At 38.8% G+C, this 12459-nt stretch carries 12 protein-coding genes; 4 read left to right on the forward strand and 8 right to left on the reverse strand.

The annotated features are described in order from the left end of the window. Positions 1-265 precede the first annotated feature (265 nt). The 5 genes from AC58NB_RS09980 to AC58NB_RS10000 form a co-directional block, all read right to left on the reverse strand. The gene (locus AC58NB_RS09980) at positions 266-1504 is read right to left on the reverse strand and encodes a cation:proton antiporter (RefSeq protein ID WP_497426677.1); all 1239 of its coding nucleotides are present in this window, start codon (positions 1502-1504) and stop codon (positions 266-268) included. Beyond that, positions 1505-2008 carry a cation:proton antiporter regulatory subunit gene (locus AC58NB_RS09985; RefSeq protein ID WP_497426678.1) on the reverse strand — a complete coding sequence of 168 codons (504 nt, stop codon included), beginning with the start codon at positions 2006-2008 and terminating at the stop codon, positions 1505-1507. Positions 2009-2238: 230 nt separating this feature from the next. After that, entirely contained in the window at positions 2239-3144 is a 906-nt protein-coding gene (locus tag AC58NB_RS09990; RefSeq protein ID WP_497426803.1) for a C40 family peptidase, read from the reverse strand. A 36-nt stretch (positions 3145-3180) separates the two neighbouring features. Then, the gene (locus tag AC58NB_RS09995) at positions 3181-4263 is read right to left on the reverse strand and encodes a mandelate racemase/muconate lactonizing enzyme family protein (protein WP_497426679.1); all 1083 of its coding nucleotides are present in this window, start codon (positions 4261-4263) and stop codon (positions 3181-3183) included. Further along, positions 4250-5191: a S66 peptidase family protein gene (locus tag AC58NB_RS10000; RefSeq protein WP_497426680.1), complete on the reverse strand. Its 942-nt coding sequence runs from the start codon at positions 5189-5191 to the stop codon at positions 4250-4252. The genes AC58NB_RS09995 and AC58NB_RS10000 overlap by 14 nt, the downstream gene beginning before the upstream one ends. Before the next feature lie 734 nt (positions 5192-5925). On the opposite strand from AC58NB_RS10000, the gene AC58NB_RS10005 reads away from it, so the two are divergent. The 4 genes from AC58NB_RS10005 to AC58NB_RS10020 are packed head-to-tail and all read left to right on the forward strand — an operon-like array spanning position 5926 to position 8921. Continuing rightward, a complete protein-coding gene (locus AC58NB_RS10005; RefSeq protein ID WP_497426681.1) occupies positions 5926-7056 on the forward strand; it encodes a helix-turn-helix domain-containing protein in 1131 nt (376 codons plus the stop codon). Then, a complete protein-coding gene (locus AC58NB_RS10010) occupies positions 7049-7252 on the forward strand; it encodes a PLDc N-terminal domain-containing protein (protein ID WP_497426682.1) in 204 nt (67 codons plus the stop codon). Before AC58NB_RS10005 ends, AC58NB_RS10010 begins: the two co-directional genes overlap by 8 nt. Further along, positions 7252-8154 carry an ABC transporter ATP-binding protein gene (locus AC58NB_RS10015; protein ID WP_497426683.1) on the forward strand — a complete coding sequence of 301 codons (903 nt, stop codon included), beginning with the start codon at positions 7252-7254 and terminating at the stop codon, positions 8152-8154. Before AC58NB_RS10010 ends, AC58NB_RS10015 begins: the two co-directional genes overlap by 1 nt. Next, positions 8151-8921, forward strand: a complete 771-nt coding sequence (locus AC58NB_RS10020; protein WP_497426684.1) for an ABC transporter permease — start codon at positions 8151-8153, stop codon at positions 8919-8921. The genes AC58NB_RS10015 and AC58NB_RS10020 overlap by 4 nt, the downstream gene beginning before the upstream one ends. Positions 8922-9089: 168 nt before the next feature. Here the strand turns inward: AC58NB_RS10020 and AC58NB_RS10025 are convergent, their stop codons facing one another. The 3 genes from AC58NB_RS10025 to AC58NB_RS10035 all read right to left on the reverse strand — a co-directional run bounded on the left by AC58NB_RS10025 (position 9090) and on the right by AC58NB_RS10035 (position 12456). Then, complete coding sequence (locus AC58NB_RS10025; RefSeq protein WP_497426685.1) at positions 9090-9686, reverse strand: DedA family protein; 597 nt, start codon at positions 9684-9686, stop codon at positions 9090-9092. A 68-nt stretch (positions 9687-9754) separates the two neighbouring features. Continuing rightward, the gene (locus AC58NB_RS10030; RefSeq protein WP_497426686.1) at positions 9755-10753 is read right to left on the reverse strand and encodes a glycosyltransferase family 2 protein; all 999 of its coding nucleotides are present in this window, start codon (positions 10751-10753) and stop codon (positions 9755-9757) included. Positions 10754-10767: 14 nt separating this feature from the next. Then, positions 10768-12456, reverse strand: a complete 1689-nt coding sequence (locus AC58NB_RS10035; RefSeq protein ID WP_497426687.1) for a DUF6044 family protein — start codon at positions 12454-12456, stop codon at positions 10768-10770. Positions 12457-12459: the final 3 nt, after the last annotated feature.

Here is a 12459-nt window from a genome sequence, read left to right on the forward strand (position 1 = left end):
CGTTCCTAATTTTCCCTCTATGGACCCTGTAGTTTTTATATCAAAAGCTCACTAAAATAATAGCCATTACTTAATAAGAATAAAAATTATCTTGAAACTAGTATATTATAGAAACCCATTTATTTCAAAATCGAAATAAATCATGCACTATTAAACTCGATTTTTATGAAAAATCGGTTCAGTTTTAAATAGCCAAGAAAAAAGATCCTGATCAGTTTATATAACTACCAATCAAGACCTTTTTCATGCAAACCAATGATAAAATCTATAAATTTTCATCTAATCCTTCTCTTATTCTCGTTTTCTTTTCTTTCGGTTCAGTCCATTTAAATAGCTTATTTAGCTGTTTAAATATACTTTTAGAGTTTTTGGTTAATATCGGGCCAAGTATCGCCAATATTAAAACATATAATGCCGAGAAAGGTTTCAACATCTCGGAGAGTCCACCGGCAATCCCTATATTGGCTAATATAATGGAAAACTCACCTCTCGAAACAATCGTTAGCCCAATATTCGCAGAGGATTTATGTGACAATCCTGCTTTTCGGCCGGCAATCATACCAGCAATAAAGTTTCCAAGTACTGTTAAAATGACTGCACCAAGCGTTAACCAAACTGCTCCGCCAAGCGTAAATGGATCAATACTTAATCCAAAGCTAAAGAAGAATATGGCACCGAAGAAATCTCTAAATGGTACGACAAGCTTTTCAATACGTTCACTTTGTTCAGTCTCAGAAAAAACTAAGCCCAACAGTAGTGCCCCAATGGCTTCCGCAACATGAATGGTTTCGGAGAATCCTGCAATAAAGAAGAGGGCAGCAAATACGACAATGATAAAAATTTCGTTAGAGGATATATTTAATAATTTGTTTAATATCGGTGTGGCTTTTCTTGCAATGATAAAAAATAACAACATGTACCCAAAGGCAATTAAAACGGAGATTATAGAAGAACTGACGGAAGTGGCATCACCCAATACTAACCCAGAGATAATAGATAGATAAACAGCCAGGAAGATATCTTCGAACATAATAATACCCAAAATCAATTCGGTCTCTGTGTTTCCTGTTCTTCTGAGATCAACAAGTACTTTAGCAACAATCGCACTTGAAGATATGGTGATAATTCCCGCAATGATTAAGACATCCAAAATAGGAAATCCTGCAATAATTGCATATAAGAAACCTAAAGTAAAGTTTATTGAAATATAAATAGATCCGCCGACCACAATAGATTTACCTGATTTAATCAACTTGCCGACTGAAAATTCTAATCCAAGATAGAATAGCAAGAAAAGAATCCCAATTCTACCCAGAAACTCAATCATCTCAGCACTCTCAATAAATCGTAAATCAATAATGCCTATTTGCGGTGCATGCGGTCCTACCAGCATTCCAAGGATTATTAAAAATGGAATAATGGAAAATTTAAATTTACCGGCAAGGACTGCCGCAATAGCGACAAGCACCAAGGCAGTTCCGACTTCAAATACCATATGGTCCATTTAAACCGACTCCCCTTCTGCGAAGAGAGCTTGCTTCATAAATGCATTTACATCTTTTCTTTCCCCGGACAATACAATGGTATCCCCAGCATCAATAATAGAAGATGGTCCAGGATTTAATATTTTCTTATCGGGCTTATGCAAAATAGCAATGATATTAACAGCGAACTCTTGTCTAATATTACTTTCATCAATTGTTTTCCCTGCAAGCTTTGAATTTTTCTTTACCTTGACCCACTCTATTCGTAAATCATCCAGAGCTAATTCAATTGATTCAATTGCTTGTGGTTTATACACCATTCCACCTAAAATGGCCGCAATCTGTCTGGACTCAGCATCATCAAGAGTTACACTAGAAATACTTTCATCCAAATCATCAAAATCATAATGATACATATCTCTTCTTCCATCATCATGCACAATAATGACGATCTTTTCATCCTCCTTTGTCATGACTTCAAACTTCTGCCCAATGCCCGGCAGAGCACTCTCGCGTATTCTCAAATCATTTCCCTCCTTATGTTATAAAAAAAAGAGGCCTATTTTTATAGGTCTCTTCATTCTTGTAATATATATAAATTGTATAGTTTCTCACAAATATTTTCAAATAATATGATTTGTCTAACCAATTTACCTGCCCAATCAATTAAGACTAAAGGGAATAACCCTTCTATTCACTTATGAAATGATGAGAAGAAGAGTCTCCACTTTAGACGGTCTATCTTATACATCCACTACGTTTTACGCTCTACCCAGTAGCGCCTCGCCATACATAACTCATCTTCATATTTAGTCCCCTCCATCTGGATGATTTCAATTGATTTGCCTGTATGCGGTGAGTGGAGTAGTTTCCCATTTCCATAGTAAATCCCTACATGATGAATAGCCCCTTGTCCTTTCTCGTATGCAAAGAAAAGTAAGTCCCCCGGTTGCATTTCAGTTAGCGTAAGCTGCTTGCCACCCTTTGCCTGCTCACTAGCATCTCGTGGAATTTGATAGCCGTTTGCCTTACACATTGTATAGACGAAACCAGAGCAATCGTAGCCATAACTGCTCATCCCGCCCCATAAGTAGGGCAGGTCAATAAATTGTTCTCCACACGTAACAATATCCGCTCCGCTTCCCTGTATCCTTGTTTCATGTATATTGTATAAAGTTGTATCATTTTTTTGTAGTAATCCAGTACCTAAGGGAGTTTCGACCTGGATCTGTTCAGCTTTTTCACTAAGGAACGGCAATTTCGTTTGATAGCTCAGCAATAGGGTTTCTTTTGATTTTTCAAGTGAAAGTAAGGCTTTTTTACTCGTAATCACAGCAGCTGTTTCAGTTGAAGACGGTACATAATTTTCCAATTGACACAAAGGTACCCAACCAGGATAGCCTCTCGGGTCTTTCCCGGATGACTGCTCGATGGCAATGATAAAACCCCAGTCATTTTTACCTTCAAGCAATAAAACTTGTTCACCAAATAATAATTGAGTTTGTATTCTGTTCTTTTCACATAGATCAAGCCGTTGTTCATCATTCATACACAGAAGCCATTCTTCCAGTTGTACGGGATGCCTGATAGCGGATTGATCTGACGCTCTAAATGACTGATTCGTCGTCCAAACGTTGGCTACTGCTACATTTACCGTCATTATTTCACCATCGTATGCCACTTCGAACCCCTCCTCTTACGTTAACTGAACCTGTTGAATCCCTAATCCCACCCTTTCCGGCAATGTAAATTTGCTGCCGTTATACTGAATACCTCCATCAATCAGGGAATGGGATAGCATGAGTGGAGCATCAAAATCATAACGGGTTATGTTGGGTTTACTTGCGGCAAAATGAGCAGCTGCCGTTATGCCTAAATGCGTTTCAATCATACTGCCCATCATACATTCTATCCCAGCCGCTTCCGCTAATTGATTAATATGCTGCGCGTGAAAAATCCCGCCAGATTTCATCAGTTTAATATTAATAAGGTCAGCACTGCGCGTACGAATCACTTCCAAAGCCTGTCTTGGGGTAAACACACTCTCATCTGCCATAATGAACGTATCTACATGATTGGTTACCTGTCTGAGCCCCTCCAAGTCATCTGCCTTCACTGGTTGTTCCACCAATTCGATTTCTAAGCCCATATCCTCCATCCAATGAATCGCTTGAATCGCTTCTTTAGCTGTCCAACCCTGGTTTGCATCCAGTCGAATCGTAACTTCATCTCCTACACATCTTCTAATTTCCTTCACTCTGGCAATATCCTCTTTTATGTCACCGAGCCCTACTTTTACTTTTAAAATAGTAAACCCGTTCTTTACATAATTCAGTGCCTCCTCACCCATTTTTTGCGGTGCATCTACACTTACCGTATAATCCGTTTCAAGCTGAGCATTACTTCCACCTAAATATTGATATAACGGCAACTTACTATACTGGGAAAGACAATCATAAATGGCCATGTCAATAGCTGCTCTACCGCTGGAATTCCTGGTCATTAAAAGGGATAGGTCATGAAAGATCTCCTCAAAATGCAATAGATCTTTTCCTATTAAATAAGGCTTAAAATACTCCTGGATGGCCGTTTCTATCGATTGTAGTGTATCTCCCGTAATCACAGCGGTCGCAGGGGCTTCTCCCCAACCCATTAACCCATTATCACATTGAACTTTCACAAAGATAGAATGAGCCGTGTTTACAATCCGCAAGGCAGTTTTAAAGGGTTTTAATAAAGGAACTTGAATACGAAACGTATCAATACTAGTTATCTTCATTTTCTAACCCGCTCTCAATCATAAGGGTCTTCTCAACTGTGTTCATCCTGGCTTTCACACCAAGTGGTATTCCGACATGTGGATTGCAATGGCCGATCTTAAATCCGCTCATAACAGGCTTATTGATTAGATTTGTATAGTGGGTCAGCACCTGATCCAAAGTCAACGTCTGCTTACTACTCGGTTCGCAATCCGCAAAATCACCAATAACCAGTCCGGCAATTTCATTTAACTTTCCAGCCAACCATAACTGATTTAAATAACGGTCAATATTCCTTGGCTCTTCGTGAATATCTTCTATTAATAGAAGCTTTCCTTTTGTATCAATTTCATACGGAGTTCCCAAGGCTGCTGTCAGCAGGCATAAATTGCCCCCCACCAATTCACCTTCCGCTTCTCCCTCGATGAATGTATGTAGAGGTGATAGTTCCTCTGTATAGGTCACTTGTTCCGATTTAAATAATTGGTTAAAGGATTCTTTTGAACGTAAGTGGACATCTTCAGTTCCTATATCGGATGCAAGCATAGGCCCGTGAAAGGTGACTAAACCCGTTTTTTGACGGATTGCCGTATGTAGATATGTAATATCAGAGTATCCCCAGAAAATCTTAGGATTGTTTTTAATTACCTCATAATTGATAGACTCCGCGATTCGTGCTGTTCCATATCCTCCGCAGGCACAGATGATGGCTTTCACCTCTTCATCCCTAAACATTTCTTCAAGATCTTCCACTCGATCTGCGTCTTCGCCTCCAAGATAGCCATATTCCTTATAGAGATGATTGCCCAATTTAACAGACAGACCTAAATCCTCCTCCAAAAAAGATAGCCCTTTTTGAAGATTCTCCTTATTTGGAGGACTTGCTGGAGCAATGACCCCAACAGTATCTCCTCTTTGAATCCGTTTTGGTTTAAGTTGTTTTTGCACTCTTCTCACTCCCCATTGATGAAATAAAGGATGCTCAATTGAACATCCCTGAATTAGCCTAGAACTATAGGTTCATTTTTTTATAGAATTCTTTATTACTGAGAAACTTCTGTTCATTCCCCGCTAAATAAAGAACTAACTCTAAAATATATGTATGTAAAATAAATCAGTCCTATTCAGTTCTATACCTAAAAACAACTAGTCCTTTACTATCGCTTTCCAACGTACATTTTCTTATAACGATCTGAATTATCTAACTACTATAACGACAAGAAATCGTACAATAATGACTTTACAAATGGGTTCAAAAACACTTTTGCTACCTTATATAATAACAATATTTACCTTAAATTTACATAAATAACAACAATTTGGAGAACCACTTTTTAATTCTCAGCAGACAATAAGGTTATTAATAGGTAAATCAAAAGGAGATTTTAATTAGGATTTAGTTTTCTTCAAACTAATGAAGATTAAATAATATATCCACATGAGTGATTACAATAGATATCAACATTTCTGTAATTTACGATCCACACTCATCTACCGTATTACCACAACCTAACCAATGACATAACTTCATTACCTCCCAGTAATAAGCCCTTAAAGGGCTTATCTATTATGGGATGTTTACTCCAAGGTTTCTTATCAGTTGATTTTGTATCGAAAAATATCGCATTGCTCCATTTAGCTTTATAGCACCAAAGGTTACAATATTTATAGGAGGTAGTTGTATGTACTCATTAAATTTTTCACAGAACCTTGCCAACCTGCGCCGTAAAAAGAAACTCACCCAAAAGGAATTAGCGGATTTTATCGGCGTTACTAAAGCATCTGTCTCTAAATGGGAAAACAAACAGAGCTTGCCGGATATCTTACTATTACCCAGACTTGCAGCCTTCCTGGATGTAAGCATAGATGAATTGCTGGGCTATGAAGCACAGTTGAGCCGTGAACAAATCCAGAAGCTATATGTGGAGCTTGCTTCTGACTATACAAGACTGCCATTTGATGAAGTGATGAATAGATCACGTGGACTGGTTCGCCGCTATTATTCCTGTTATCCCTTTTTACTTCAAATCTGCATTCTTTGGCTGAACCATTTTCCTCTTGCAAAAGACCGTGAGGAACAACAAAGAATTTTACACGAAGCTGTAGAACTTTGTGAGCATATTGAGGAAAATTGTAAAGTGATTGATATTTGTAATGATGCTATCACTGTAAAAGCTGTATTCAACCTCCAACTCGGTAAAGCGGCAGAAGTCATAGAAGCATTGGAGATGATGGCTGATCCGACTCGTATCTATCACCAAAGTGATTCAATTTTAGCAAAGGCTTATCTGGCTAGCGGCGATATAGACAAAGCCAAAAGCTATACACAAATCAATATGTATCTACATCTGATATCACTGATCACAAATGCGGTCCAATACCTAGCCATTCATATGGATGAACCTGCAGTATGTGAAAAAACAATCAAAAAAACAGAAGGATTGATTCAGCTGTATGATTTAAACACCCTGCATCCGAATAGTGCAGCACAATTCTTCTATCAGTCAGCGCTTGTCTATATCACACATGGAGAAAAAGAAAAGGCACTGGCAATGCTAAGGCAATATGTTCAGGCAGCTCGAGTGCTTTTTACCCATGAGCAAGCGGTGCTCCACGGCGATGCTTATTTTGACAGGCTGGATGAATGGATTAGCAAGCTTGACCTAGGGGCATCACCACCTCGAAATATGCGCCTTGTGGCAAAGAGTGTATTGGAGTCTTTTAAGCATCCATTATTTACAGCACTTCAAGACGATCCGGAATTTCAGAGAATACAAAGAGAACTTACGGAAGGAGTAAAATATTATGAATGAAATTAAGGAATTCTTACCCTTTATTATCCCTTTGGTTATTGCAGAATTTACATTGCTGGGTTTTACCATATATCATATTTTGACTCATAAGACCTATAAGCGTGGCAGTCGTACTATGTGGCTAGTTATAGTGATAATCGGCATGCAATTCATAGGTCCCATTCTGTATTTCTTGCTGGGAAAAGAGGATGCATGATGAATATGTTGACTTTATCTCATGTAAAAAAGCAGTTTGGAGATAAAAAGGTATTAGAGGATGTCACTTTTTCTGTACCGGAGCATACTGTTTTTGGTTTTGTGGGTCAGAATGGCGCAGGCAAAACCACGACTATGAAAATCATTCTCGGCTTATTGGAGGCAAACAGCGGAGAGATTACTGTTGGCGGAGAAAAGGTTCGCTATGGTGATACTCCCACAAACCGACTCATTGGGTATTTACCTGATGTACCTGAATTTTATTCTTTTATGACTCCTGAAGAATATTTGCATTTTTGCGGGGAGCTCACTGGAATGTCGCCCTCTAGTATCAAGACACGTACCAAGGAGCTTCTGGGGCTTGTGGGACTATCTAACGAGAAACGGAGAATCAAAGGGTTTTCACGCGGCATGAAGCAACGGCTCGGAATTGCACAAGCGCTTTTCAACCGACCTAGACTGCTTATTTGTGATGAACCGACCTCCTCCCTCGATCCTGTTGGAAGAAGGGAAATTCTAGATATTCTTACCACAGCAAAGGAACATACAACCATCCTCTTCTCCACACATATCCTATCCGATGTCGAGCGTATATGTGATGAGGTCGCATTTCTTCACGATGGACATATTGTATTGCAGAAATCGATGGAAAAGTTAAAAAGAGACCATGCAAGCATCGGGTATGAAATTGAGCTAGAGTCCCCTGAAGATACGAAAAAACTACTTTCCGCTTTTCAAAGTATCAAAAAAAGCAATGAGAAACTTCTATTACTGGAACGAACGGATCAGGGACAGACAGAAGCTGTACTACGTTTTATCTTGGAGCATCATATTCCTTTTCGACGTTTCGAAAAGCAGGAACTATCACTGGAATCTCTGTATTTGGAGGTCGTCAGTAAATGAAATCTTTTCTAGCTTTTTTGAAAAAAGAACGGATGGAATGGCTTCGAACAGGACGGGTGCTGATTCTACTGCTAGTATTTATCCTTTTCGGTATTATGAATCCAGCCATAGCAAAGATAACTCCATGGATGATGGAGATGATGGCAGACTCTCTGGAGGGAACAGGCCTTGTTGTTACAGAGGTCACAGTAGACGCCTTGACCTCCTGGACTCAATTTTATAAAAACATACCAATGGCGCTGATTATGTTTATACTGTTGTGCAGTGGATCCTTTACTTCAGAATATCAAAATGGAACACTCATTCCTGTACTGACAAAGGGTCTCTCTCGCTGGAAATTCGTTATGGCAAAGAGCATAATGATATTCACTTCCTGGACAGCTTGCTATTGGATGTGCTTTGGTATCACTTATGCTTACAATGCTTTTTATTGGGACAACAGTATCGCTATGTATACCAGCTTTGCCGCAATGTGTTACTGGATATTCGGGCTTTGTGTGCTGTCATTTATGGTGCTGTTTTCCACACTTTTTTCTAGTAATACCACTGTTTTACTCGGAACTGGAGGTATTGTACTAGCGGTTTATCTCATCGGACTCCTCCCAAAGCTAGAATCCTTCACACCGATGAAGCTAACTGAATCCATGAGTCTCTTAACAGGACTCTCAACACCGGGAGAGTACGTTACACCGCTTGCATTATCTGCCGGTATGGTCGGAATATGCATAGCTGCTGCTGTTATCATTTTCAAAACAAAAAAGATATAATGTTAGGTTAATATAAAAAGCCGCCGTCAGGGATAACTTGACCGCGGCTCTATTTTTATTTGGCACTTCACCTTGAATGCGTCAAGCAACGATAGTGTTGTTATATACAAAGGTGCAAGGTAATTAAGTTTTTGTTACGAAAAATATATATCCTATGTAAATAATTTTTTAAGAGTTAACTCTAGTTCTTCCAGGAGATAACCAGTTCTTCCAAACAAGACCCGCTATAAAAATCAAGAAAAAGGTCAACGCCATTAGGCTTAAATATTTCAGACCAATCCTACTTCCGAAATAAAACCCAATGGCCATATAAAGAGTGGTCCATAGCAAACTTCCTAAAAAGGCGAGTGAGAAGAATTTTGAAGGTGGCAATGCACGCGTTCCAGACATATAGGGAGTTAACTGCCTGAGACCCGGTAAGAAATAACCAAGAATCAATATTCTATTATCAAATTTGTCAAACTTAGCTTGCAAACGTCCCCAGCGTTCTGGTGTGATTTTCAGCCAACCTCCATACTTTTCTATAAGAGGTGTACCAAGTTTCCTCCCAATCATATAGGTAACAAACATCCCGATATTAGCGCCTAACAGAGCCGCACTGATGGACCAGAGGAGATTGAGATTCTGCTCCGCAATAAAGGCACCAATAAAAATGATAAACGTTTCTTCTGGTGCAGGAATTCCTATAATCCCACAGAATAAAACGAGAATGATCACCCAGTATCCATACATCTGTAAATAATGTGTAAGAGCATCCAGCGTCATGTAGTATCCTTCCTGCTTTCAGACCACTTGTTACGTATAAGTATAGGCCTTGCTGCTAAAACAATCTCTTAACGGGACTTATAGTGATTTCCCTGTTCAGTTTCCTTATTTTGATCATCTGTATAGTTGTCTACATCGATTGCATAAATCGGCCTCTGTTTAACCTCTTTAAAAATCTTGCCAATATATTCGCCCACTATTCCAATGCCGATCAACTGCAAACCGCCAATAATCCATACAGAAATCATGATGGATGTCCATCCGGATTGCGTATTTCCCAGCATTTTTTGAAGCAATGCATAGCTCCCTGCCAAAACGCTGACTAGCAGAGTGAAAAATCCTATGTAAGTTACACAGCGGATGGGGGCAACGCTAAAGGAAGTAATTCCATCAAGCGCAAAAGAGATCATTTTCTTTATTGGATATTTTGACTCCCCCGCTTCCCTATCCTTCCGATCATAAAGGACTTCGGTGGTTGAAAAACCGATGAGCGGGATCATTCCTCTTAAGAATAAATTGCGTTCCTTGTATTTTAACAATTCTCCCAGCGAACGCTTGCTCATTAAACGATAATCCGCATGGTTAGGAATCAGTTTTATCCCCAACTTACCCATCATGCGATAAAAACCCAGTGCCGTAGTACGCTTGAAAAATGTATCTGTTTGGCGCTTGTCTCTGACACCATAGACAATATCATATCCCTGATTGTATTTTTCAACCATTTCTTTTATGACATGAACATCATCCTGTAAATCAGCATCAATGGATATGACACAATCAGACTGCTTATGAGCGGTTTTCAGACCAGCAAGCAGCGCATTTTGATGCCCTACATTCCTTGCCAATTTAAGTCCTTTTATCAATGTATTTTGTATGCTTTCCATTTGGATAAGATCCCAAGTATCGTCCTTGCTTCCATCATCTACGAACAATATAGAACTTCTATCTGAGATTAATTTAGATGCCAATAACTCTTTTAGAATGGAAGTAAGCTCTTCAGACGTTTTAGACAAAACCTCCTCTTCGTTGTAACAAGGCACAACGATGGTTAATACAGGTAGATTCATTATGATTAACTCCTTTACATAACATGGTATAGATAAATTCTCCACGCTGAATCTTTATGGTCAAAAACATTCATCAATTCAAGGTCATTATCATCCGCATTGATAATAGGCACAGCCGAAAGAATATATTGACCGCCCATTTCTTTCAGAGTGTCCGTATTCAACTCTAAATTTTGAATCGTTTTAGTTGATCCTTTTCGGTAATCATACTTTTTTCCAAGCTCGTCCACGAAAATATAACAACGGCCGCCCCATTTATCAAAATATTTTTTAAGGTGTGCATTCTTGTCCAGCTCTTTCGCAATAATTTCACGGAACTGATGCTTGTATGCCAATGGATAATAATTGTTATACGTATCCAATGTATAAAAGCCATTATATTGAGCAATAGCGGGATGTAATCCTATGCTTACCACTCTGTATGTGTCCTGAGGTTTTCCAATATAGTTTTCAATCTCAGTAAATTGGTCAACAGCATAAAATTCCTTAAAGGTCGGTGCATGAAGACGTCCATAATACACCTCTGGATTGTAGATAAATAAAACAACCAGTTGTGCAACAATAGCCCCTTGAGATAAGAGCTTCCATCCCCCTCCATATTTCCAAAGAATACGGCAGGATAGGGCGAACAATAGATATAAAACCAATGGTCTTAAAAAATGAAAACGGGCAAAGTTAAAATTATTTAATAATGAAATTTGCTCTTTCAAGGATGCCCAGCCCTCATAAAACCAAAACGCATACCAGGCAGATAAAACAAAATTTAAAATAAATAGCTGTACAAAGTGTTTCTCGCTCTTCCATAGCTTATTTCGATAAATAAGCCATAAAGCAATAAATGAAAGTGGTAAAATAATATATTGATGAAGCGTCAATACATGAGTATGTCCAATTATGTAATTTTTAAATATGAGACGGACAGAGCGCGCGAATCCTAAAGCAGAGCTGAAATATTCGTCGCGGCTAGTTGGTTCCTCAGGGAATACCAAGGAATATACTAAGCGATATTCAATCAATAAATAAATAAAAGTCATCAAGGTAATACTGCCGAGAAATTTCCAATTTGGATCTTTTTTCTTGATCCAGTCATAAAGCCAAAGTAAGCCCATAGCTGCAAGGAAGAAAAAGAATCCCAATACAAAGCTTGAATAGAATGGCAGCAGAATTAAAATGAGCCAATCTGTCCATTTGCTATCTCTTCCTCTAATATTCAAAAAGGCATACAGAGCCAATGGATGGCCTAAAGTAGCGAGCATTCCAGATGGCCAAAAGGGCGTCAAAGCAAAGGCCAGTGCAACAAATACACGGATAAAACCGTGCTCTTCTTTTTTTATGAAATGCTTTCTAAGTAAAAGATACATCCCTAGGAAGGCAAAGAATCTCGTGATCGTCTGGCTGATCGAATAAGCCGTCATAGATGGCAATAAATAATGAAGCCATTCAATTCCACTGAATTCCGTTCCAATCGAATTCCTCGGCAAACCATTGATAATTTGAGGTATGGTCTCATTTATGGGACCGAACAGCATTTGATTATCCTTAAGGACCTTATACCAAGCAATATTCGAATCTAAGTTATCATGAACCCGTATATGCGAATTTTCACCAAGGACGAACATTGGGGCTAAAAAGATGATTAGCAACACCATAGCTGCGGTCAGTAATTTTGTTTCCCCATTCCATTTATTTCTCAATTCCCTCACTAT

It is taken from the genome of Pradoshia sp. TA40_28 (assembly GCF_059694525.1).

Bases quoted from the DNA above. Each gene is read 5' to 3' on its own strand.
- AC58NB_RS10015 (WP_497426683.1), top strand. From the start codon at position 7,252: ATGAATATGTTGACTTTATCTCATGTAAAAAAGCAGTTTGGAGATAAA.
- AC58NB_RS09980 (WP_497426677.1), bottom strand. From the start codon at position 1,504: ATGGACCATATGGTATTTGAAGTCGGAACTGCCTTGGTGCTTGTCGCT.
- AC58NB_RS10005 (WP_497426681.1), top strand. From the start codon at position 5,926: ATGTACTCATTAAATTTTTCACAGAACCTTGCCAACCTGCGCCGTAAA.
- AC58NB_RS10030 (WP_497426686.1), bottom strand. From the start codon at position 10,753: ATGAATCTACCTGTATTAACCATCGTTGTGCCTTGTTACAACGAAGAG.
- AC58NB_RS10025 (WP_497426685.1), bottom strand. From the start codon at position 9,686: ATGACGCTGGATGCTCTTACACATTATTTACAGATGTATGGATACTGG.
- AC58NB_RS09995 (WP_497426679.1), bottom strand. From the start codon at position 4,263: ATGAAGATAACTAGTATTGATACGTTTCGTATTCAAGTTCCTTTATTA.
- AC58NB_RS10020 (WP_497426684.1), top strand. From the start codon at position 8,151: ATGAAATCTTTTCTAGCTTTTTTGAAAAAAGAACGGATGGAATGGCTT.
- AC58NB_RS10010 (WP_497426682.1), top strand. From the start codon at position 7,049: ATGAATGAAATTAAGGAATTCTTACCCTTTATTATCCCTTTGGTTATT.
- AC58NB_RS09990 (WP_497426803.1), bottom strand. From the start codon at position 3,144: ATGACGGTAAATGTAGCAGTAGCCAACGTTTGGACGACGAATCAGTCA.